Below are 21,266 nucleotides of genomic sequence, written 5' to 3'. Positions count from 1 at the left end.
GGACTTGGCCCCTGCCCCGCCCCAGATTCCCGGGCAGGAACGAAAGGACCGCCATGTTCGCGATGATTCCCCATGACTGGATCGCCGGCCTTGCCGGAGGGCTGATGATCGGCGCCTCGGCGGCGCTCTTGCTGCTCGGCAACGGCCGCATCCTCGGCGCAAGCGGCATCCTCGGCACGCTGCTGGCGGGAGAGGATCCGGCGCGCGAGCGGATTGCCTTCGTCGCGGCGCTGATCGCGGCCCCGGCACTCGCCGCCCTCGCCTTCGGCGCGCCGGCCTTCGCTCAGGCGCGCGAGCTGCCGCTCGTGGTGCTGGCGGGGCTTCTCGTGGGCATCGGCACGCGGATGGCGAATGGCTGCACCTCGGGCCATGGCGTCGTCGGCATGGCGCGCTTTGCGCCGCGCTCGATCGTCGCCACGCTCGTCTATCTGGGCGCCGGCTTCGTCACCCTGTTCCTTGTCCGCCACCTGCTCGGAGCGATCTGATGCGTCTCGTGATTTCCGCCCTTTCGGGCGCGCTCTTCGGCCTTGGCCTGCTGGTCTCGGGGATGACCGATCCGGCGAAGGTGCAGGGCTTTCTCGACCTCGCCGGCGCCTGGGACCCGACGCTGATCTTCGTGCTGGGCGGCGCGGTGGCGCCGATGATCGTCGCCTGGCGCATCGCCGCGCGCACCCGCCGCGCGCTGACCGGCGCCCCCTTCCCGCCCGCCCCCGCCCCGCGCATCGACGCGCGGCTTGTCGCGGGCTCGGTTCTCTTCGGCGCGGGCTGGGCGCTGGCCGGCTTCTGCCCCGGCCCGGCGCTTGCCTCGCTCGGCTGGAGCGGGGTCACCGGCCTCTCCTTCACCCTCGCGATGGCGGGCGGCATGATCGTGCACGCCCGCCTCGCCGCCCGGCGCAGCCTGCAGCCGGCCTGATCCTCCCCCGAAGGCCCGCCTGCAGGCTTGCCGCGTCGCGCCCTCCCGCCTAGGCTGGGGGGCGCGATGTTGCGAGGCATCCCCATGCCCTACCGCTGGTTAGGCTCTGTGCCCGAGGTCAGGCTCCTGCTCTGGCCCCATCGCTCGCTGCCGCCCGCGGGCTTCGTCACCTTCATCTCGATCACCGCGGCGCTGCTCAGCCTGCCGCTGCTCGCCGCGCTCGGCTCGCCGGTGCTGTGGGGGCTGCTGCCCTTCATCGGCGCCACGCTCTGGGCGCTCTGGGTCGCGCTTGGCCGGTCCTGGCGGGCGGGCGAGATCGTCGAGCGGCTCGATCTGAGCCCCGGACGCATCACCCTGACCCGGCAGGCGCGCGGCACCGTGCCGCGCGAATGGCAGGCGAACCCGTGGTGGGTGCGTCCCTGCCTGCACCCGAGCGGCGGCCCGGTCGCCGATTACCTGACCCTTGCCGGCGGCCCGCGCGAAGTCGAGCTGGGCGCCTTCCTCACCCCGGCCGAGCGCCGTGCGCTCCATGCCGAGCTGAGCGCCCGGCTCGACGCGCTGCGTGCCGCCGCGGGGCCCGGCGCAACCGTGGATTGACGGTTTTCCGTGCGGATCGCCCGCTTTTGCGGCACCCTAGGGGTAAACCCCGATATCCCGACACGGCACGATCCAATAGGACAAAACATCGCACCACGCATTTCAGGGACAGGACAGGGAGGTCCAGCCATGCACGCCCGTCGCCAGACGCTTGCCGGTCTGACGCTGCTGCTCGCCGCGAGCGCAGCCCAGGCCGGAGACGACATCACCACCTTGATCACCGAGGGCACCGACACCGTTCCCGCCTGCGCCACCTGCCATGGCGAGACCGGGCTCGGCAGTGCCGATGTCGGTGCACCGATGATCGCGGGCATGGACGCGGGCTTCCTCGCCGGCGCGCTGCGCGGCTTTGCCGCCGGCACCCGGCGCGGCGACACGATGTCGGGCATCGCCCCCGAGCTGAGCGAGGCGCAGATCGATGCGCTTGCCGCGCATTTCGCCGCGCTTGCGCCCGAGAAGCAGGACTGGCCGCTGCCCGAGACCGACACCCCCGCCGATGTCGCCCGCGGCGAGGCGATCTTCCGCAATGGCGCCTGGGATGCGGGCGTGCCTGCCTGCGCCAGCTGCCACGGCCAGAACGGCGAGGGCCAGAGCGCCACCTTCCCGCGCATCGCCGGACAGGAGCCCGCCTATGTGATGACCCGGCTCGAGCAGCTGGCCGAAGGCGATCAGCCCTCGGACGACAGCACCGTGGCGCTGATGGCCGCGGTCGCGCGCAAGCTCACGCCCGAGGACCGTGCGGCGCTCGCGGCCTTCGTCGCCACGCTCGACCCGACCGCGGGCCATGTCACCGGCTACACCGCGGCGAACCTCGCCTGGGACATGCCGAAGATGAAGGCCTCGCCGCTCGCGGACGCCATCGACTGGACCGCCGCGCAGACCGCCTATGAGAAGCAGCAAAAGCGGATCAACAACCCGAAGGTCTATACCCACACCCCGCCCACGCCCGACCAGATCCCCGAGGGGCCCGAGGGCGAGATGATCCGCTTCGGCCGCGACATCTTCATCAACACCCAGCAGCTGCGCGGCACCTATGTCGGCAACGACCTCGCCTGCACCAACTGCCACCTGAACGCCGGCGCCAAGGCCGATGCCGCGCCGATCTGGGCGACGACCGTCGACTTCCCGCAGTATCGTTCGAAGAACCTGCATGTGAACACGCTCTACGAGCGGCTTGCGGGCTGCTTCACCTATTCGATGAACGGCACGCCGCCAGCGCCGAACAGCAAGGTGATGGTCGCGCTCGAAAGCTACATGAAGTGGCTGGCGACCGGCATCCCCTCGGACGCGATCATCGAGCCGCGCGGTTATATCTACCTGCCGGTGCCCGAACAGAAGCCCGATTACGCCCGCGGCGAGGCCGTCTACGAGGCGCGCTGCGCCGCCTGCCACGGCAGCGACGGCGCCGGGGTGAAGAACGGCGATCACGTCGCCTTCCCGCCGCTGTGGGGCGAGAACTCGTTCAACTGGGGCGCGGGGATGCACGACCTCGAGAAGGCCGCGGGCTTCATCAAGCACAACATGCCGCTCGGCAATGCCGATCTCAGCGATGCCGATGCCTGGGACGTGGCGCTCTACATCGACAGCCACCAGCGGCCGCAGGACCCGCGCTGGCTCGGCTCGGTCGAGGACACGCGCCGCTTCTTCCAGCGCGGCTCGAACACCTACGGGCTGACGACGCCGGCGGGCAAGATGGGCGACATCGGCGCGCCGCTGCCGAAGCCCGCGGGGCTGAGCGCGGCCGAGAGCGTCTCGCCGAAGCTGACCGACGTCGCGCGGGCGCAGATCGCGGCCGAGGGCGCGGCGAACTGATCGCCGGCCCTTGAAACGACGAAGGGGGCGGCCCGGCCGCCCCCTTTTCATGTGTTCGGGCCGGATCAGGCCGACAGCGCCTCGATCGGCGGCGGCAGCACCCAGGGCCCGCGCGCCGGCGCCACGCCGACCCGCAGCGGGCAGCCGTAGACCCGCGACAGCAGATCGTCGCGCAGCACCGCCTCGGGCGGGCCCGCCGCCTCGATCCGGCCCGCAGCCATCAGCACGATCCGGTCGGCAACGCTGGCCGCCAGGTTCAGGTCATGCAGCACCGCGACGACGCCGCCACCGCCTTGCGCAAAGCGGCGCAGGATCGCCATCACCTCGACCTGATGACCGATGTCGAGGCTGGCCACCGGCTCGTCGAGCAAGAGCCAGCGCGGCCCGGCATGGCCCGAAGGGTGCCAGACCTGCGCCCGCACCCGCGCCAGATGCGCCCGCGCCTGCTGCCCGCCCGACAGCTCCTGGATCGGCCGGTGGGCAAAGGCCGAGAGCCCGACCTCGGCCAGCGCCGCGGCGACGATCTCCTCGCCCGCCTCGATCCCCGATTGCAGACCAAGGCGCACGACTTCGGCGACGGTGAAGGGGAAGGCGACGGTGCTCGCCTGTTCCATCACGCCGCGCAGCGCGGCAAGCCGCCAGGGCGCGGTCTGCGCCACCTCGTGGCCGGCAAGGCGGACCGAGCCGGCATAGGCGATCTCGCCCGAGACCGCGCGCAGAAGCGTCGACTTGCCCGAACCGTTCGGGCCGAGGATCACCGTGACCTCGCCCGGCGCGGCGTCAAGGTCGATGCCCGCCAGCACCTCGGACCGGCCAAGACGCACATGCAGATCGGCGATGCGCAGCATGTCACAGCCCCCCGAAGCCGCGGCGGCGCAGCAGGATCCACAGGAAGACCGGCGCGCCCAAGACCGCGGTGACGATGCCGATCGGCAGTTCTGCCGGCACCACGACGCGGCGCGCGACGAGATCGGCGAGCACCAGCAGCGCCGCGCCCAGCAGCGCCGCATCGACCAGCAACCGGCGATGGCCGGGCCCGGCCAGCAGCCGCAGCAGATGCGGCACGACGATGCCGACGAAACCGATGCCGCCCGCCAGCGCGACCGCGGCGCCCGCCAGCGCCGCGACGACAAGGACACTGTGCCGCTTCAGCCGCTCGATATCCGTGCCCATATGCGCGGCCGCCGCCTCGCCAAGCGCCAGCGCATCAAGCCCGCGCGCAAGCCGCGGCGCAAGCAGCAGTGCCGGCGCGATCAGCGCCGCCCCCGCGATCAGCCGCAGCCAGCTTGCCCCGGCAAGCGAGCCCATGCCCCAGAAGGTCAGATCGCGCAGCTGCCGGTCATCGGCGAGATAGGTCAGCACCCCGGTCAGCGCCCCGGCCATCGCGGCAAGTGCAATGCCCGCGAGCAGCAGCACCGCGACCGAGGTCCGCCCGCCGCGGCTGGCCACACGATAAAGCAGCAGCGTCGCGCCCCAGGCGCCGAGAAAGGCCGCGACCGGCACAAGGTATTGCCCCAAGGTCGCGACCAGCGCGCCGGGCAGAAGCCCGCCCAGAACGATTGCCCCCACCGCACCAAGCCCGGCCCCCGCGCCGACACCGACGATGCCCGGATCGGCAAGCGGGTTGCGGAAGAGCCCCTGCATCACCGCGCCCGCCACCGCAAGCCCGGCGCCGACGAGGATCCCCATCGCCAGCCGCGGCAGGCGGATGTCGAGCAGAACCACCTTGTCGCGTGCCGAGATCCCCTGCCCCGAGAGCAGATCGCCCAGCACACCGTGCAGCGAGACGCCGGCGGCGCCGCTGCCCACCGACAGGAGCGCCGCCGCCAGCAGCAGCGCCACCAGCCAGGGCCGCAGCCGCGCCGCCCGCGGCTGCCCCGGCCGCGGCAGGTCGAGCGCCATCGCCATCTCAGCCGCCCTCCGCCGGGGCATAAAGCGCCGCGTGCAGGGCCTCGACCGCCTCGGGGGTGCGCGGGCCAAAGCCCAGAAGCAGCATCCCGTCCATCCGGATCACCGCGCCCGCCCGCGCCGCGGGCGTCGCGCCAAGCGCCGGATGCGCCTGCACATCGGCATCGGTGACCGCCAGATCGCCCTCGCGGTCCATCATCACGATCACATCGGGCGCAGCCTGAAGCACCGCCTCGTCGGTCATCTGCTTGTAGCCGGTGAACCCGGTCGCGGCGTTCTCGGCCGCGGCGAGGCGCAGGATCGCATCGGCCGAGGAGCCCTCGCCCCCCGCCATCACCCGCCCGCCTTGGATCGCCAGCACGAAGAGCACGCGCTTGCGCTGCGCGACCTCGGCCGCGGCGCGCTCGGCCGCCGCCATCCGGGCGCGGAAACTGCTGGTCAGCTCGGCCGCCGCCGCCTCGCGGCCAAGGGCATGGCCCACGACCGCGATCTTCTCGAGAACGCCCTCGGGCGAGGCCGCGCCCGGCAGGGTGATGAACGCGACCCCCGCCGCGCGCAGCACCTCGATCGCCTCGGGCGGCCCCGCCGTCGCCTCGGCGAGGATCAGGTCAGGGCCAAGCGCCAGCACCCCTTCGGGGGACAGCGCGCGGACATAGCCCACATCGGGCAGCGCCGTGACCGAGGGCGGATAGTCCGAAGTGCTGTCGCGCGCCACCAGCCGGTCTTGCGCGCCAAGCGCCACGACGATCTCGGTCACCGCGCCGCCAAGGCTGACCACCCGTTCGGGCGGCGCGGCGAGCGCCGGCGCGGCGAGCAACGCCGCCAGCAGCGGCGCGGCAAGGCGCGCGCCGATCATTGCGCCGCCTCCTTGCGCGGCAGCCCCGCAAGCGTCGCGTTGAAGGCGTCGATGCCGCCATGCTTGCGCGAGCCGAAGATCTGCAGGATCAGCCCGCCATCGGCGTCGAAGGCCTCGAGGCTCAGCGCCGGGCCGTTGTTCGTCGGCTTGTCGACCAGCCAGACCTCGGCGATGTGGTCGCCGCGCAGGTGCAGGTTGAAGCGCGGGTCGAGCACGTTGATCCAGGGCCCCATCGGGGTGACAGTCTCGATCGTGCCGCTGTGGATCTCGATGCAGCCCTGATTGCCGACGAAGATCATCAGCGGCGTCTGCGATGCCGCGACGCGGTCGAGCAGCAGCCCCACCGACTCGGGCGCCATCGCCACGGCATAGGGCGCGCCCGCATGGCGATAGGCGCCCAACCGGTTGAACTTGAGCTTCGAGACGAGGCGCAGGAACTGATGCGTGTCGGTCATCTTCGCCCATTCGGCGCGCAGCACCTCGACCCGCTCGGCATCGCCCTTCGGTGCCTCGGTCAGCGCGCGGGGCTCGAGCGCAAGGCTGTCGGACTGATCGTCAAGCCGCAGCGCCTCGACCAGCCGGGCAAAGGCCGCGACATCGGATTCCGGCTTGAGATGCACCTTGTGCACGGCGTCCCCCGCCGCATCGAAGACCTGGATCGAGCGGCTGTCGCCGTCTTCCAGCGCGAAGGCATGGAGCCAGTGCCTGCCGAAGAATCGCATGTCGATCTCGTCGCCCAGAACCATCTGCGCATGCGCGCCCGAGTGGTATTTCTCGTAGGTGCCGCGCCGCTCGATCACGCAGCTCTCGTTGCGGGTCAGCGCCATCACGTCGCCAAGCGTGCACACCAGCGGGATCAGTTGATCGGGATGGGCGGCGATACGGGTTGCCCCGTGGCCGACCTGCGCCGCCACCAGCTCGGCCTCGGCAAGGCCGTGGCGGGCGGCAAAGTCGCGCGCCCGCAGTTTCGGCTCCTCCGCGCGCAGGGCGCGGATGCGGTCGCTCGTCAGGGGATGGGTCAGGGTGCCGTCAGCGGCCATGGCGTTCCTCTTGTCGATGGAGGCGCGGATCTGGCGGGAGGCAGGGCCTCGGCTGGGCGCGATGAGATGTCGGAAGACATACTTGACTAATTAACTCGGATTCCTTAAGGCCCGTCGCCAGAGAGATCAAGCCAGATTCTGCACCGCCAGCTTCGTGCCAGCCCCCCGCAGAGACACAAAGGGGACACCATGGCACGCTTGCCTTCCGCCCGTCGCGGGCACCTTCTGCTCACCGTCACCACCGCCGCGCTGATCGCGGCCCAACCCGGCGCCCTTGCGGCGCAAGAGGCCGAAAGCGCCTTCACCCTGCTTGGCCGGCTGGTCTTCGGCTGGGGCACGCCGAAAGTGGCGATCGACACGCCGCAGGCGGTGACCGTGCTTGACCAGCAGGACCTCGACCGCGAACAGCCGCGCAGCATCGGCGATCTTTTCGCCAATGTGCCGGGCGTGCAGGCGGCGGGCGCCTCGGCGCGCGCCCTTGGTCAGGCCTTCAACATCCGCGGCATCGGCAATGCCGAGCAGACCTCGAGCCAGAACCGGATCATCGTCACCGTCGACGGCGCGGTGAAGTTCTTCGAGCAGTATCGCACCGGCTCGTTCTTCGGCGACCCCGAGCTTTACAAGCGTGTCGAGGTGCTGCGCGGGCCGGCGTCCTCGACCCTCTACGGCTCGGGCGCGATCGGCGGCGTGGTGAACTTCACCACCAAGGACGCCACCGATTTCATCCCCGAGGGCCAGACCGGCGCGGTGCGCTTCAAGGGCAGCTATGACAGCAACGGCGACGGCACCGTCGGCACCGTGACGCTGGCGCAGAAGCTCGGTGCGAACGCCGACCTGCTCGCCAGCTTCTCGACCGGCAACTCGGGCGACATGAAGGACGGCGCCGGCGACACCATCCAGGCGACGGCGGGCGAGCGCTGGTCGGGGCTGATCAAGGGCAACTACCACTTCGGCGAGGCGGGGGACCAGCGCCTGACCTTCAGCCTGTCGCGCACCGACAGCGACCTCGACAAGGCCGCGGTGGCGCAGACCGGCGGCGCGGTGGCCAGCTATTTCGGCACCTCGGACCTGCATGCGATCGACGACACCGTGGCGCTGACCTATGCGCACGAGGGCGCGGGCAATCCCTGGCTGAACCTGAACGCCACGCTCAGCTATTCGAAGACCTCGACCGAGCGCGACAACTTCTCGCTCGGCGCCTATTGCTCGCCCGGCAGCTATCAGGTGCTCTGTCCGAACACCGCAAGCTACGAGACGACGGCGCTCAAGGTCGAGAACACCATCGAGATGAGCCGCGGCGCCTGGGAGAACTATGTCACCCTCGGCGCGCAGCTCTCGCATCAGAACCGCTTCGCCACTTCCTCGCTCGGCGCGCTGGCCTTCCACCCGGGCGGCACCGAGGACAAGCTCGGCCTCTATGTGCAGGGTGAATTCGTCTGGAACGACCGGCTGACGATCACCCCGGGCCTGCGCGCCGACCGCAGCTGGCTGAGCCCCGACAGCGCGGCCGCGGCCGCCGGCGGCACCGATCAGAGCGGCACCGCCGTCTCGCCGAAGATCGCCGCACTTTACGAGCTGAACGACAGCTGGGGCGTCTTCGGCTCGCTCGCCCGCACCGAGCGGATGCCGACGCTTGACGAGCTGTACCAGAGCGACGGCCGCGGCAGCGCCGGCCGCACCCCGAGCCTCAACCTCGACAAGGAAAAGGCGACCACGATCGAGGCGGGCCTGACCTATCAGACCCAGGGCCTGCTCAGCGAGGGTGACAGCCTGACCGCGAAGGCGACGCTCTTCCACAACGACCTCACCGACCTGATCGCGGCGAACCCCTCGGGGTCGGTCAACGTGCCCTATTTCCACAACATCGACTCGGCGAAGATCTGGGGCGGCGAACTCGAGGCGGCCTATGAGGCCGAGCGCTGGTTCGGTCAGCTTGCCTATTCCAAGGTGAAGTCGAAGGACGACGCGACCGGCAAGACCCTGACCGACACGCCGGCCGAGAACATCGCGCTGACGCTGGGTGCCAAGTTCCCCGATCAGGGCATCCGGGCCGGCTGGCGGGTGCAGGGCTTCTCGGGCATCACCACCGCCTCCAGCACGACCTCGGGCGCGGGCTTTGCGGTGCATGACCTCTTCGTCACCTGGGCGCCGCAGGATGGCGCGCTGCAGGGGCTCCAGGTCAACCTCGGCGTCGAGAACGTCTTCGACCGCGACTATCGCAACAACCTGTCGCTCGACAACGCGCCCGGGCGCAACGTCAAGCTGTCGCTGGCGAAGGCGATCACGTGGTAAGGGCAGCGCTTCTTGCAGCGCTTTGCGCGGCGGCGACCCCGCTTGCCGCGCAAGACGCCCCCCGGCTCGGACTGACACTGGCCGGAGCCGCCCCCGAAGGGGCGGCCTGCCGGCTGAGCTTCCTGGCCGAGAACCAGCTTGGCGCCGATCTTTCGGCGCTGGTGCTGGAAGCGGTGGTGTTCACCAAGGCGGGCGAGGTCGAGCGGCTGATGCTGCTCGATTTCCGCGACCTGCCGGCGGGCAAGCCGCGGCTGCGGCAGTTCGATCTGGCCGGCACCGACTGCGGCACGATCGGGCAGGTTCTGATCAACGGCGCGACGCGCTGCGAGGGCGTGGCGGAGGGGGCCTGCATCGGCGCCCTCGCCCCCGCCTCGCGCGTTGCGGGCATGGAGGTGACGGGATGAGCGGATGGTTCGCGGCGGCGCATGCGGCGCTCGTCGATTTCGTGGCCCTCGGGGGCTGGGTGGTGGCGCTGCTGCTCGCGATCTCGGTGATCGCCGGCGCGGCGGTGCTGTGGAAACTGTGGGATCTGGCCATGCTGCGCGTCGGCCCGCATCCGGCGCTTGCCGCCGCGCTCGCCGACTGGCAGGCAGGCCAGCGCACCGCCGCGATGGCCCGCCTCGCCTCGGGGCGCAGTGCGCTTGACCGGCTCGCTGCGCGGGCGATGGCCGCGGGCGCGCCCGAAACGCTCCGCCCCCGCCTTCAGGCCGAGACCGAGGCCCATGCCGCGCGCGCCGAGGCCGGGCTGCGCCTTCTTGACGCGATCGCGCAGACGGCGCCGCTTCTGGGCCTGTTCGGCACGGTTCTGGGGATGATCGAGGCGTTCCAGACGCTGCAGGCGGGCGGGTCCTCGGTCGACCCGTCGCAGCTCGCCGGCGGGATCTGGGTCGCGCTGCTGACCACGGCGATGGGGCTCGGCATCGCGATGCCGGTGTCGCTGTTTCTCAGCTGGACCGAAAGCCGCATCGCGCGCGAGGCGCAGGGCGCGGCGCTGATGGTCGAGGTGCTGTGCGGCCCGGCCCTGCCCGAGACGCCCGAAACCGCATCCCGCCCGCTGGTTGCCGTGCAGGGCTGAGCCATGGCCACCCGTCCCCGCCTCCGCCGCCCGCTGTCGATGACATCGCTGATCGACGTCATCTTCCTTCTGCTGATGTTCTTCATGCTCGCCACCACCTTCACCCGCACCACCGAACTGCCGCTGGCGACCGGCGGCGCGGGGGCGGTCACGACGGGCGAGCGGCCGATGCTGGTGCGGCTGAGCGCGGACGGGCTGAGCCTGAACGGCCGCGCCCTTGACACCGAGGCCCTGCCCGAGGCGCTGGCCGGCCAGACCTCGCCGCGCCTGCTCGTCGCGCTGGCGCCCGGCGTCAGCAGTCAGCGCCTTGCCGATCTCCTTGCCACCCTGCGCCGCGTGCCGGGCGCCCGGGTGCAGGTGCTGGGGTAAGCCGATGCACCGTTTCGCCCGCCGCCGCTCGGAACCGACGATCGCGCTGATCAACGTGGTCTTCCTGCTGCTGACCTTCTTCCTGGTCGCCGGCGCGATCGGCGCGCGCCCGCCCGCCGGGCTGCAGCTGGCGCATCTGACGGGCGGCGACCCGGCCCCGATGCGCGGCACCGTCGCGCTCGATGCCGAGGGCACGGCCCTCTGGCCCGAGGGGGTGGCAGATGCGGCAGGCTTCGTCGCCACCCTGCCCGCCGACACCGCCGGCACCGCGCGGATCCTGCCCGACCGCGCCGCCCCCGCCGCGGCACTGGTGGCACTTGCCCGCGCGCTGCGCGCCGCCGGTGCGCAGGAGGTGCGCATTCTCGCCGAACGGGAGGGGAAGGAATGACCCGCAGATCCATCCTTGGCCGCACGGTGGCGGTTGCGGCGCTGCTGCTGTCGGGCGCGGTCCACGCGCTGGTTCTGGCCGGCTCGGCCCCGGGGCTGAACGAGGCGCCGCCCGGCGGCGGTGGTGGCACCGAGATCGCGCTTCTCGGCAACGGCTTTGCCGATCTCGCTCAGGGTACCCTTGCCCCGGTGGCGCCGGCCGAGACGGCCGAGGGCGCGCAGCCGGTCGCGCCCGTCGCGGCGCTTTCTCCCGTGGCCGAGGCGCTCGATCCCGTGGTGCCGGCCGTACAGGCCCCGGCGCCCACGCCCGAGCCCCTGACCGCCCTGCCCGATCCCGCGCCTCGGCCGCAGCCGACCCCCGCCGCAAAGCCGAAGCCCGCCCCGAAAGCCCCCGGCAAGGCCGCAGAGGCGCCGCGCAAGGCCGCCGCCGCGCCGCAAAAGGCGCAGGCCCGCGGCAATGCCGATCACGACGCGCGCCGCGGCGCCGCACAGGGCAGCGAGGCCGGCCGCGGCACGCAGGCGCAGGGCACGGCGGGGGGCGGCGGTTCTGGCACCGCCGCCTCGCCCGCGCGCTATGCCGCCGCGGTGATCCGCAAGATCCGCGCCGTGCCGCAGCACCGTGGCTCGGGCCGCGGCACGGCGCTGGTCGGCTTCGAGATCGCTCCGGGCGGCGGGCTGGCGCGGGTCACGATCCTGCGCAGCTCGGGCTCGGCACCGCTCGATGCCGCGGCACTCGACCATATCCGCCGCGCCGCGCCCTTCCCGCCGCCGCCCGAGACGCCCGCGCGCTTCTCCTTCGAGTTCAGCGCCCGCGGCTGAGCCCCGATCGGGCTGGACGGCGACGCCGCGCCGGGGCAGATCTGGGGCTCCCCTGCCCCGGAGCCCGCCGATGCCCGACGCTTTCCGCCCCCTCTACACCACCACCGCCAAGCCACAGGTCAACGCCCCGCCGCTTGCCGGCGAGATCCGCGCCGATGTGGCGATCGTCGGCGGCGGCCTGACCGGGCTGTCGAGCGCGCTGCATCTGGCCGAGGCGGGACTGTCCGCCACGCTGCTCGAGGCCCAGGCGATCGGCCATGGCTGTTCGGGGCGCAATGGCGGGCAGGTGAACCCGGGGCTGAAACTGCTGCCCGACGCGGTCGAGGCGCGGTGGGGCCAGGATCTGGGCGGGCGCATGGTGGCGCTGGCGCATCGCGCGCCCGGGGTGGTCTTTGACCTGATCGACAAGCACGGCATCGACTGCGCCCCCGCCCGCACCGGCACGATCCGCGCCGCGGTCGATGCCGCGGGGGTGGCCGAGCTGCGTGAACTTGTCCGGCAAAGCGCGGCGCGCGGCGGGGCGGTGCGGCTGCTCGATGGTGCGCAGATGCGGGCCGCGACCGGCAGCGACTTCTACCGCGCCGGGGCGCTTGATCCGCGCGGCGGGCATCTGAACCCGCTCGCCTATACCCGCGGCCTTGCCCTTGCCGCGCAGCGCGCCGGCGCCCGGCTGCATGGCGAGAGCCCCGCCCTTGCCGTCGCCCGCCAAGGCGGGCTGTGGCGGGTACGCACGGCACAGGGCGCGGTGCTGGCGCCCGAGCTGGTGATCGCCACCAACGGCTATACCGGCAATCTCTGGCCCGGGCTGAAGCGGGTGATCGCGCCGGTCTACACCTATATCGCCGCCACCGACCCGCTGCCCGAGGCGCTGCGGCGCGCCGTGATGCCGGCGGGATCGGCGCTGTACGAGGCCGACTGGGAGGGGGTCTATTACCGGCTCGACGAGGCCGGGCGGCTGCTGATCGGCGGCCGCGGGCCGCAGCGCGACGCCCGCAGCGCCGCCGACTATCGCCACCTCGCCCGCCATGCCGAGGCGCGCTGGCCGGCGCTGAAGGGGCTCGACTGGCCTTTCCGCTGGCATGGCCAGGTGGCCGTCACCGCCGACCATTTCCCGCATCTGATCGCGCCCGAGCCGGGCGTGCACCTGATGCTGGGCTATAACGGCCGCGGCGTGGCGATGGCGACGGTGGCGGGCGCGGCGATCGCCACCCGCATCGCCAGCGGCGGCCGCGCCCGGATCGACCTGCCGGTGCGGCCGCGGATCACGCCGATGCCGCTTCAGCGCTTCTGGCGGGCGGGGGCCGAGATCGCCACTGCCGCCTTCCTGCTGCGCGACCGCCTGCGCGGCCGCTAGAGCGCGGCAAGCCGGCGGCGCAGCACCGCGGCGAAGGCGGTGGTCTTGTGCTGACGAAAGGCCGTGGGCAGGGTCAGCAGGTGAATGGGATGCGCCGGCCCGGCGAAATCCCCCAGCACCTCGACCAGCGTTCCGGCCGCCAGATGCGGCGCCAGGAAGATATCGGGCGCATGTACCAGCCCGTCGCCCGCCAGGGCCATGCGAATGGTGATCGCCGCGCTGTTCACCGCAAGGCTGCCCGGCAGGGTCATCGTCACCGGCCCCTCGGGCGTCTCGAAGCCCCACCGGCCCGGGCGCGCCTCGTTCAGGTCGAGAAGCGCGCGATGGCCCTGGGCAAGGTCGGCCGGATGCAGCGGCACGCCCGCCTGCGCGAGATAGGCGGGGCTCGCCGCGACACGCAGCACGGTCTCGCCCACCTTCTGCATCCGCAGGCTGGAATCGAGCGGGATGCCGATGCGCACCGCCATGTCGAAACCGCCCGCGGCAAGGTCGGTCAGCCCGTCCGACATCACCATCTCGACCCGCATCCCCGGATGCTCGGCCAGGAAGGCGCGCACCGTGTCGGCCACCACGAGTTCCCCCAGCGTCGTGCCGCAGGCCAGCCGCAGCCGCCCGGTCAGCCCCTCGCCCGGCTCCTGCAAGGCGCCCTGCGCCGCCTCGACCGCATCGATCGCGGCCCGCGCAAAGGGCAGCCAGCGCGCCCCGTCATCGGTCAGCGAGACCGCCCGCGTGGTGCGGTACAGCAACGTGTGGCCCAGCCGCTCCTCGAGCGCCGCGACGTATTTGCTCGCCACCTTGTTGGTGATGCCCAGCCGTGCCGCCGCGGCGGTGAACGAGCCGCTCTCGGCCACGGCGACGAAGGTGCGGATGCCGTCGAGCAGATCCATTCAGATTATCTCCAAAATGGCGAAATTGATTGAATGATAATGCCCATTCTGTGCCGTGATGCAAGGCGCTATCTCTTCCCCATCACAGGGACGGCCACGGCGGCCGCCGACACGGACAAGGATACGGATCATGACTTCGCTTCTCTCGACTTTCGGTTTCGGCTCGGCCGAGGCCATCGCTCTCGCCGCGCTGGTGCTGCGCGTCAGCCTCGGCGGGCTCTTCCTGGCGCATGCCTGGCTGAAGATCTTCGTCTTCACCCCCGCGGGCGCCGCGGGCTATTTCCGCTCGCTCGGCCTGCCCGGCTGGTTCGCCTATGCGACGATGGCGGCCGAGGTGCTGGGTGGCATCGCGCTGATCGTCGGCTTCGAGACCAGCCTCGTGGCGCTGGTGATGATCCCGGTGATCCTGGGCGCCGCCTGGTTCGGCCACCGCAAGAACGGCTTCTGGTTCACCAACCCCAACGGCGGCTGGGAATACCCGGCTTTCTGGGGGCTCGCCCTCTTCGTTCAGGCGCTGATCGGTGGCGGCTTCCTCGCCTTCACCCTGGCCTGACCGCCCGATCCCTCTGATGCCCGGCCGGGCGATACGCCCGGCCCCTTCTTCCATCCCGACACAGGAGACAGGACCATGGCCAGCAATGATGCCCCGATGACCGTCAACCGCGTGGCGCTGACGGTGCGCGACCTCGACCGGGTCGGCGATTTCTACCAGACCGCGATCGGCCTTGCGGCCCTGCGCCGCGATGGCGAGAGCCTGGTGCTCGGGATCGGATCGACACCGCTTCTCGAGCTGCGCCACGACCCGGCCGCCGTCTTTGCTCCGCGCGGGGCGGGCCTCTTTCACACCGCCTTCCTGCTGCCCGAGCGCGCCGACCTCGGCCGCTGGATGCGGGCTGCGATCGGGCGCGGGCTGCGGATCGACGGCGCCTCGAACCACCTCGTGAGCGAGGCCGCCTATCTGCGCGACCCCGAGGGCAACGGCATCGAGATCTATGCCGACCGGCCGCGGGCCGAGTGGCAGACCGACGGCACGCGGGTAAAGATGACCTCCCTCCCGCTCGACGTGCAGGGGCTGATGCAGGCCGCGCCCGGCGACTGGCGGGACGCGCCCGCAGGCACGGTGATCGGCCATGTGCATCTTCAGGTCGGCGATCTGGCCGCGGCCGAGGCCTTCTATGCCGGCACCCTCGGCTTTGACGTGACCGAGCGCAGCCCGGGCGCCACCTTCTATGCCACGGGCGGCTATCACCACCACCTCGCCACCAACACCTGGCGCAGCGCCGGGGCGGGCGCACGGGCCGAGGGCACGGCGGGGCTGGCGGAACTGGTGCTGAGCGTCGCGCCCGGCGCGGGGCCCGCGGGCGCGGCCTTCGCCGACCCCTGGGGCAACCGCGTGACGCTCGAACCCGCGCCGCTTGCCCGCGCCGCCTGAGCGGTGCAAAGAAAAAGGGCCGCCCCGTCGCCGGGACGGCCCTTTTCGTGTCAGGCCGAGACGGCGAGTTCCGTCATCATCCCGCTAGCCAGATGCCCCATGTGATGGCAATGCAGCATCCAGGGCGCGGCCTCGCCGGCATCGAAGGCAATCGTCACGCTGCCCATCGCCGGCACATGCACGGTGTCGCGCAGCGCCCCCGCGAAGCGGGTGCCGTTCACCTCGACCACCTGGAAGACATGACCGTGCAGGTGCATCGGATGCGCCATCATCGACATGTTGTGGAACATCAGCTCGACCCGCTCGCCGCTCTTCGCCGCGACCGGAATGCGATTCTCCCAGGTCCGGCCGTTGATCGTCCACAGATAGGGCTGCATCGATCCCGTCAGCATCACCATCTGCCCGTTCTGCACCGGGCGCGCGGCCAGCGGCGCGGCGGCGCGCAGTGCAAGCTCCTGCGTCATGTCGCCCGAAACCGGCGGGTGATCGGCCTCGGACAGCCCCGCGAGCTTCGGCACCGCAGCGCCCTTCGGGGCCAGCACGATGCCGGTGCGCTCGCGCGCGCCCTCGCGCAGGGCAAGGACCGGCAGCGCCGTGCCATCCGCGGGCAGCTCGAACTCGATGTCGAGCCGCTGCGCCGGCGCGGCCGCAAAGCGCGTGCCCGAGAGCGGCACCACCGGCTCGCCATCGACCGCCACGAGCCGCCCGGTCACCGCGCCGAGGTCGATCCAGAACGCCGTCATCGCGGCGCCGTTCACCACCCGCAGCCGCACCCGGCCGCCACGCTCGACCGCGATCACCTCCGGGTCGTCGAGGGTACGGTCATTGGCGAGATAGGCGTCGAAGTCGAAGTCGTTCAGGTCCATCGCCATGCCGCCCATCATGCCGGACATGCCGCCGGCGCCGGGCATCATCGAGGCCATGTCACCCATGCCCTGCATCCCCGCCATCGCCCCCATGCCGGACATGCCCGCCATGCCGCCGCCCATCGGCATCGCCGAATGGTCCATGGCGGTGTGATCGATCGCAGTGCCGCCGGTCACCTCGGCCAGCACCTCCTGCGGCGTGCGGAAGGCGAAATCGTGCAGGAACATCACCACCTCCTGCCGGTCGGCCGCGACCTCCTCGGGCCGGCGCACGATCAGCGGCGCGGCAAGCAGGCCGATCTCCTGCTCGGGGATGTGGCTGTGCATCCAGAAGGTGCCGGGGCGCGGCGCGAAATCATAGGCGCGGGTCTCGCCCGGTTTCAGCATCGGGTTGGTGTTCGGCACACCGTCCTGGGCATTGGGCGGGATCTGCCCATGCCAGTGCACGATCGTCTCGATCTCGAGTGCGTTCGTCAGATCGGTGCGGAAGCGTTGGCCGGGGGCGAGTGTCAGGCCAAGGCCGCCTTGCGCGTTCACCAGCCCCATCACGGTGGCGGCGCGGCCCTGCACCTCGATCACCCGGGTGGTGGCGGTCAGGGCGAAACTGTCGGTGGCGGCGCGCACGCGCGCGGGCAGCACAAGCGATGCGGACGCGGCCGCAGAAGCGGCCAGAAAGCCGCGGCGGGAAAGTCGGGTCATGATGATCTCCGGGAAAAAGTGTCGACGAGGGTCGGGACGGAGGATCAGACGCGGGGCGGATGCCCCTCGGGCAGGGGCCAGAGCGAGGGCGCGGTCTCGACCAGCGCCACCACATGCAGCGGCACGACGCGCACGGCATGCGGGATGGGCATCGCCGGCACCACCAGCACGCTGACGCCCAGGCAATGCGCCCGGCAGCTTTCGTCGGTCGGCATCGGCGCCGCATCGGGCAGAGCATGATGGGCCGCGTGCATCTGCGCCATCGCCGGCATCGGCATCGGCATCGGCATCGGCATCGGCATCGGGGCTGCCGTCGCAGGTGCCGCGGGCAGGCCAAGCCCCGCCGCGAAAACCGCGACGATCACGAGGCGCAGAAGGGCGGACACGAACGACATGCCACAAGCCTAGCCGATCGCGCCGCCGCTGTCAGATCACTTTCGCGTCCACGCTCAGCCGCGCTCGCCCCCGGCCGAGCGGCGAGCGTGGCGCTGCAGCCAGCTGCGGAACTGCATCGCCGCGGCATTGTCGCTGCGATGCTCGGGATAGACGACCCAATAGCTGTCCTCGGTCGGCACCGGCGGGCCGAAGGGCATCCACAGCTCGCCGCGGGCAAGCTCGGCCTCGACATAGGGCACCGGCACCACGGCAAGGCCAAGCCCGTTCACCGCGGCCGAGATCAGCAGCTCGCTGTGCGGCAGGCGCGGCCCCTGGATCGCGCCCGAATGCGGCACCCGCGACTGCCGCAGCCAGGTCAGCCACAGGTCCGAGCGGCTGGCGTTCTGCAATGTCGGGGTCGCGCCGAAATCAAGCGTCGCCGGGGTCTCGCCGCGCGGGATCAGCCGGGGCGAGGCGACGACGGCGATCTCTTCCTTGAAGAGCTCATAGGAGATCGCGCCGCGCCACGAGCCACGCCCGCGCAGGATCGCGATGTCGACCTCGGTCGCCTCGAAGTCGAGCCCCTGCGTCGCGGTGGTGATCTCGATCATCACCGCCGGGTTGGCGGTGAGAAAGCCCTGCAGCCGCGGCGTCAGCCAGCGCGAGGACAGCGTCGGATGGGCGCAGATCAGCAGCCGGTCATCAAGCTTGCGGCCGCGCACCGTGTCGATCGAGGCGCGCTCGATCTCGTCGAGAAGCCGCGAGATCTCCTTCAGATAGGCGCCGCCGGCATTGGTCAGCACGATGCGCGAGCCGATCCGCTCGAACAGCCGCACGCCGAGGAAGGTCTCGAGATTGCCGATCTGCCGGCTGACCCCGCTCTGGGTGATCGCCAGATCCTCGGCGGCCTTGGTGAAGCTGCCATGGCGGCCGGCCGACTCGAAGGCCAGCAGGGCGGAAAGGGACGGAAGGAATCTGCGCATCACGGCCTCCTCATGACCAAAACTCATGACGAAGTGACGATTTCAAGAGTTTTCAGCCGGGCAACGCACTGCCATGACTGAGGCAGGAAAACACCGCTCGCCAACGCCCAAAACATGGGCACGGCGCAAGAAATACACGATGATCTTCCGGCATGGCGCTGCGTTCCGGGCCCCGACGGCCCCGGCGCGCCGCAGCCCGCCATGCGGGAAAATCATTCCAGCACGGAGAGGTTTGCGCCATGGCTGCAAACTCGAAACATGTCGTCGTCATCGGCGCGGGCATCATCGGCGCCACGACCGCGCTCCGCCTCGTGCAGGAGGGGCACCGCGTCACCCTGATCGAGCCGGGCACGCCCGGCGGGTCCCAGGCCGCCAGCCACGGCAACGGCGCCTTCCTCAGCCCCGCCTCGATCATCCCGATGTCGGGCCCGGGGCTGTGGAAGCAGGTGCCAGGCTATCTGCTCGACCCGACCGGCGCGCTGACGATCCGCTGGCGTCACCTGCCCCGGCTGCTGCCCTGGCTGTGGCGCTTCCTGCTCTCGGGCATCACCGCGGCCCGGGTCGAGCGCACCGCCGCCGCGCTGTCGCAGCTTCTGCGCGACGCCCCTGCCCGCCATGCCGCGCAGGCCGAGGCGATCGGCCGGCCCGACCTGATCCGTCGCGACGGGCTGATCTATGCCTTTGCCGACCGCGCTGCCTTCGAGACCGAGGCCCTCAGCTGGGGCCTGCGGCGCAAGTTCGGCGTGCAGATGCGCGCGCTTGACGCGGCCGAGCTGCACCGGCGGCTGCCGGCGCTCGCCCCCACCTATCACTTCGCGATCGAGCTGACCGAGGGCGGGCATTGCACCGATCCAGGCGGCTATGTCGCGGCGCTCGTCGCGGCGGCGGTGCGCGGTGGGGCGACCTTGCGCGCCACCGCGGCCACCGGCCTTGCGATCGAGAACGGCCGGCTGCGCGCGGTGCGCACCGCCGCAGGAGAGATCCCCTGCGACGCGGCGGTGATCGCCTCCGGCGTACGCTCGAAGCGGCTCGCCCGGGCGGCGGGCGAGTGCATCCCGATGGAAAGCGAGCGCGGCTATTACGTCGAGATTGCCGATCCCGCCGTCGAGCTTGCGGTCCCGGTGATGCCGCAGGACGGCAAGATGGCGAATGTGATGACCACCGGCGGGTTGCGCGCCTCGGGTCAGGTCGAGCTTGCCTCGGACGATGCCGCCCCCGACTGGCGCCGCGCCGACATCCTGCTTGGCCACCTCAAGCGCACCTGGCCCGGGCTTGACCGGCCCGAGACCGACCGCAGCGCGCGGCGCTGGCAGGGCAACCGCCCCTCCACCCCGGACGGCAAGCCGGTGATCTGCGCGGCGCGCGGCTGCCCGCAGGTCCTCCATGCCTTCGGCCACGGCCATATCGGCCTTTCCTCCGCGCCGATGACCGCCGAGATCGTCGCCGCGCTGATCGACGGCCGCGAACCGCCGATCGACATCGCCCCCTTCGCGGCCAGCCGCTTCGGCTGAGCCCCGTTTCTTCCGCGCCCCTTCCCCCGCCTCAGGCCGCCCTCCCCGCGGCCCGGCCTCTCACACCCCGAGATCAGGATATTGCCATGACCAAGCATGACACGATGACCTCCCTGCTGCCGCCCAAGGACAGGCTGCACATCCTTTTCGCCCACGGCGCCTATGACATGAAGCCGATCTTCGATGCCCGCGGCAGCGGCATCACCACGGCGCAGGTCTCGACCCGTGCCGATCTTGCCGCGGCCCTGCCCGAAGCGGATGTGCTCGTCGTCTCCGGCCTGTGGCAGAACGACCTGCTCGCCCATGCGCCGAAGCTGAAATACATCCAGTCGGTCAGCTCCGGCACGAACCAGTATGACAAGGCGGCCTTCGCCGCGCGCGGCATCCGCCTTGCCTCGGGTCAGGGGGTGAACAAGAACGCGGTGTCCGAACATGCGATCGGGCTGATGCTCTCGCTCACCCGCCGCCTGGCGCTCGCCCGCGACAACCAGTCCGCGAGGATCTGGCGCCCCGAGCAGACCGACCCGATGGCGCGCGAGGACGAGCTGCCGGGCAAGGTGATGGTGATCGTCGGCACCGGCGGCATCGGCGACCGCATCGCGCGCATCGCCAGGGCCCTCGACATGCGGGTGATCGGGCTGCGTCGCGATCCCGCCAAGGGCAAGGGCGCGGCCGACGAGATCCGCAGCTTTCATGACCTGAAGGCGGTGCTGCCCGAGGCAGATGTCGTCGTGCTGAGCTGCCCGCTGACCGAGGAAACCGCGAACCTGATCGATGCCGGGGCAATCGCCCTGATGAAACCCACCGCGCAGTTCATCAACGTCGCCCGCGGCGGCTGCGTCGACGAGGCGGCGCTGATCGCGGCGCTGACCGAGGGTCGCATCGCCGGCGCCGGACTTGACGTGACCGCGACCGAGCCCCTGCCCGCGGACAGCCCGCTCTGGTCGCTGCCGAATGTCGTGCTCACCCCGCATGCGGCGGGCGAGACCCGCAACTACGAGCTCAATGTCCTGAGCATCCTCGAGCGCAACCTCGACCGTCTGTGGGCGGGCGACGAGGCGCTGGTCAACCGCATCGTCTGAGGTCAGCCC

The 21,266-nt window shown here is 71.5% G+C and carries 23 protein-coding genes; 15 read left to right on the top strand and 8 right to left on the bottom strand.

All coding sequences use genetic code 11. The features are described from left to right. Positions 1-53: 53 nt before the first annotated feature. The 4 genes from AC0QTQ_RS06295 to AC0QTQ_RS06280 all read left to right on the top strand — a co-directional run bounded on the left by AC0QTQ_RS06295 (position 54) and on the right by AC0QTQ_RS06280 (position 3,322). Positions 54-485, top strand: a complete 432-nt coding sequence (locus AC0QTQ_RS06295) for a YeeE/YedE family protein (protein WP_480258749.1) — start codon at positions 54-56, stop codon at positions 483-485. After that, the gene (locus tag AC0QTQ_RS06290) at positions 485-913 is read left to right on the top strand and encodes a DUF6691 family protein (protein ID WP_480258748.1); all 429 of its coding nucleotides are present in this window, start codon (positions 485-487) and stop codon (positions 911-913) included. The genes AC0QTQ_RS06295 and AC0QTQ_RS06290 overlap by 1 nt, the downstream gene beginning before the upstream one ends. Before the next feature lie 84 nt (positions 914-997). Beyond that, complete coding sequence (locus AC0QTQ_RS06285) at positions 998-1,510, top strand: DUF2244 domain-containing protein (RefSeq protein WP_480258747.1); 513 nt, start codon at positions 998-1,000, stop codon at positions 1,508-1,510. Positions 1,511-1,639: 129 nt separating this feature from the next. After that, on the top strand, positions 1,640-3,322 hold the full coding sequence (locus AC0QTQ_RS06280; RefSeq protein ID WP_480258746.1) for a c-type cytochrome: 1,683 nt from the start codon (positions 1,640-1,642) through the stop codon (positions 3,320-3,322). A gap of 65 nt (positions 3,323-3,387) precedes the next feature. Here the strand turns inward: AC0QTQ_RS06280 and AC0QTQ_RS06275 are convergent, their stop codons facing one another. Genes AC0QTQ_RS06275 through AC0QTQ_RS06260 form a run of 4 tightly spaced genes read right to left on the bottom strand, consistent with a single transcriptional unit; the run spans position 3,388 to position 7,126 of the window. Further along, on the bottom strand, positions 3,388-4,170 hold the full coding sequence (locus tag AC0QTQ_RS06275; protein ID WP_480258745.1) for a heme ABC transporter ATP-binding protein: 783 nt from the start codon (positions 4,168-4,170) through the stop codon (positions 3,388-3,390). Between the two features lies 1 nt (position 4,171). Further along, entirely contained in the window at positions 4,172-5,230 is a 1,059-nt protein-coding gene (locus tag AC0QTQ_RS06270) for a FecCD family ABC transporter permease (protein ID WP_480258744.1), read from the bottom strand. A 1-nt stretch (position 5,231) separates the two neighbouring features. Next, positions 5,232-6,086 carry a heme/hemin ABC transporter substrate-binding protein gene (locus AC0QTQ_RS06265; RefSeq protein WP_480258743.1) on the bottom strand — a complete coding sequence of 285 codons (855 nt, stop codon included), beginning with the start codon at positions 6,084-6,086 and terminating at the stop codon, positions 5,232-5,234. Further along, positions 6,083-7,126: a hemin-degrading factor gene (locus AC0QTQ_RS06260; RefSeq protein WP_121534905.1), complete on the bottom strand. Its 1,044-nt coding sequence runs from the start codon at positions 7,124-7,126 to the stop codon at positions 6,083-6,085. The genes AC0QTQ_RS06265 and AC0QTQ_RS06260 overlap by 4 nt, the downstream gene beginning before the upstream one ends. A gap of 189 nt (positions 7,127-7,315) precedes the next feature. On the opposite strand from AC0QTQ_RS06260, the gene AC0QTQ_RS06255 reads away from it, so the two are divergent. The 7 genes from AC0QTQ_RS06255 (at position 7,316) to AC0QTQ_RS06225 (ending at position 13,422) form a co-directional block, all read left to right on the top strand. After that, on the top strand, positions 7,316-9,418 hold the full coding sequence (locus AC0QTQ_RS06255) for a TonB-dependent receptor domain-containing protein (protein WP_480258742.1): 2,103 nt from the start codon (positions 7,316-7,318) through the stop codon (positions 9,416-9,418). Further along, positions 9,412-9,822 (top strand): hypothetical protein, encoded by a 411-nt coding sequence (locus AC0QTQ_RS06250; RefSeq protein ID WP_480258741.1) that lies wholly within the window; start codon positions 9,412-9,414, stop codon positions 9,820-9,822. Before AC0QTQ_RS06255 ends, AC0QTQ_RS06250 begins: the two co-directional genes overlap by 7 nt. Further along, the gene (locus AC0QTQ_RS06245; RefSeq protein WP_480258740.1) at positions 9,819-10,493 is read left to right on the top strand and encodes a MotA/TolQ/ExbB proton channel family protein; all 675 of its coding nucleotides are present in this window, start codon (positions 9,819-9,821) and stop codon (positions 10,491-10,493) included. Before AC0QTQ_RS06250 ends, AC0QTQ_RS06245 begins: the two co-directional genes overlap by 4 nt. Before the next feature lie 3 nt (positions 10,494-10,496). Beyond that, positions 10,497-10,862 (top strand): ExbD/TolR family protein, encoded by a 366-nt coding sequence (locus AC0QTQ_RS06240; protein WP_480258739.1) that lies wholly within the window; start codon positions 10,497-10,499, stop codon positions 10,860-10,862. Between the two features lie 4 nt (positions 10,863-10,866). Continuing rightward, positions 10,867-11,250, top strand: a complete 384-nt coding sequence (locus tag AC0QTQ_RS06235) for an ExbD/TolR family protein (RefSeq protein ID WP_480258738.1) — start codon at positions 10,867-10,869, stop codon at positions 11,248-11,250. Then, the gene (locus AC0QTQ_RS06230; RefSeq protein WP_480258737.1) at positions 11,247-12,068 is read left to right on the top strand and encodes an energy transducer TonB family protein; all 822 of its coding nucleotides are present in this window, start codon (positions 11,247-11,249) and stop codon (positions 12,066-12,068) included. Before AC0QTQ_RS06235 ends, AC0QTQ_RS06230 begins: the two co-directional genes overlap by 4 nt. Positions 12,069-12,138: 70 nt before the next feature. Continuing rightward, complete coding sequence (locus AC0QTQ_RS06225) at positions 12,139-13,422, top strand: NAD(P)/FAD-dependent oxidoreductase (RefSeq protein WP_480258736.1); 1,284 nt, start codon at positions 12,139-12,141, stop codon at positions 13,420-13,422. On the opposite strand, the gene AC0QTQ_RS06220 is transcribed toward AC0QTQ_RS06225, so the two are convergent. Beyond that, positions 13,419-14,309 carry a LysR family transcriptional regulator gene (locus tag AC0QTQ_RS06220; protein ID WP_121534898.1) on the bottom strand — a complete coding sequence of 297 codons (891 nt, stop codon included), beginning with the start codon at positions 14,307-14,309 and terminating at the stop codon, positions 13,419-13,421. The two genes, AC0QTQ_RS06225 and AC0QTQ_RS06220, sit on opposite strands and share 4 nt — an antisense overlap. A 130-nt stretch (positions 14,310-14,439) precedes the next feature. Between AC0QTQ_RS06220 and AC0QTQ_RS06215 the strand changes: the two genes are divergently transcribed. Together AC0QTQ_RS06215 and AC0QTQ_RS06210 are read left to right on the top strand one after the other, a co-directional pair. Next, positions 14,440-14,862, top strand: a complete 423-nt coding sequence (locus AC0QTQ_RS06215) for a DoxX family protein (RefSeq protein WP_121534897.1) — start codon at positions 14,440-14,442, stop codon at positions 14,860-14,862. A gap of 75 nt (positions 14,863-14,937) precedes the next feature. Further along, a complete protein-coding gene (locus AC0QTQ_RS06210) occupies positions 14,938-15,741 on the top strand; it encodes a VOC family protein (RefSeq protein ID WP_480258735.1) in 804 nt (267 codons plus the stop codon). A gap of 50 nt (positions 15,742-15,791) precedes the next feature. On the opposite strand, the gene AC0QTQ_RS06205 is transcribed toward AC0QTQ_RS06210, so the two are convergent. The 3 genes from AC0QTQ_RS06205 to AC0QTQ_RS06195 are packed head-to-tail and all read right to left on the bottom strand — an operon-like array spanning position 15,792 to position 18,664. After that, positions 15,792-17,306: a multicopper oxidase family protein gene (locus AC0QTQ_RS06205; protein ID WP_480258734.1), complete on the bottom strand. Its 1,515-nt coding sequence runs from the start codon at positions 17,304-17,306 to the stop codon at positions 15,792-15,794. Positions 17,307-17,350: 44 nt separating this feature from the next. Continuing rightward, complete coding sequence (locus AC0QTQ_RS06200; protein ID WP_480258733.1) at positions 17,351-17,701, bottom strand: hypothetical protein; 351 nt, start codon at positions 17,699-17,701, stop codon at positions 17,351-17,353. Between the two features lie 54 nt (positions 17,702-17,755). Then, on the bottom strand, positions 17,756-18,664 hold the full coding sequence (locus AC0QTQ_RS06195) for a LysR substrate-binding domain-containing protein (RefSeq protein WP_480258732.1): 909 nt from the start codon (positions 18,662-18,664) through the stop codon (positions 17,756-17,758). 239 nt (positions 18,665-18,903) lie between these two features. Between AC0QTQ_RS06195 and AC0QTQ_RS06190 the strand changes: the two genes are divergently transcribed. Together AC0QTQ_RS06190 and AC0QTQ_RS06185 are read left to right on the top strand one after the other, a co-directional pair. Further along, entirely contained in the window at positions 18,904-20,175 is a 1,272-nt protein-coding gene (locus AC0QTQ_RS06190; RefSeq protein WP_480258731.1) for an NAD(P)/FAD-dependent oxidoreductase, read from the top strand. Positions 20,176-20,261: 86 nt separating this feature from the next. Continuing rightward, a complete protein-coding gene (locus tag AC0QTQ_RS06185) occupies positions 20,262-21,257 on the top strand; it encodes a D-2-hydroxyacid dehydrogenase (protein ID WP_480258730.1) in 996 nt (331 codons plus the stop codon). The last annotated feature ends 9 nt before the right edge of the window (positions 21,258-21,266 follow it).

The sequence above is a fragment of the Paenirhodobacter sp. YD-8 genome (assembly GCF_056590935.1).
The sequence above is the reverse complement of the archived record's forward strand: the minus strand, read 5'-3'. Positions and strand labels throughout refer to the sequence as shown.